General features: G+C 61.2%; 1 protein-coding gene. It reads right to left on the reverse strand.

Features of this window, described 5'->3' with window-relative positions; genetic code table 11:
* The coding region (locus RNB18_RS52770) for an MMPL family transporter (protein WP_311721148.1) at nt 1-391 on the reverse strand (391 nt) is incomplete at its 3' end.
* Nucleotides 392-418: the final 27 nt, after the last annotated feature.

The raw sequence follows: 418 nt of genomic DNA on the forward strand, positions 1-418 counted from the left end.
TCACCAACATCGTGAACGCGAACACCAGGCCGGCAGCTGTCACCACCTTGCCGCTGCCGCCCATGGCCCGGATGATGCCGGTGTTGATCCCGGCGCCGATCTCCTCTTTCATCCGGGATACCAGCAGCAGGTTGTAATCAGAACCCACCGCCAACAGAACGATCACGGACATCGCCAGCACCACCCAGTTCAAGGGCATACCGAGGATGTGCTGCCAGATGAGCACGGAAAGCCCGAAGGCCGCGCCCAGTGACAGCGCCACGGTGCCGACGATGACCAGTGCGGCGATGAAGCTCCGCGTCACCATCAGCATGATGCCGAAAATGAGGCAGAGTGCGGCGACAGCCGCGATCAGAAGGTCGTATTTGGACGCTTCGACCAGGTCTTTCACCGACGCTGCGGTGCCCGTGAGATAGAT

The sequence above is a fragment of the Streptomyces doebereineriae genome, assembly GCF_031845645.1.
In the GTDB taxonomy this organism is placed as follows: domain Bacteria; phylum Actinomycetota; class Actinomycetes; order Streptomycetales; family Streptomycetaceae; genus Streptomyces; species Streptomyces canus.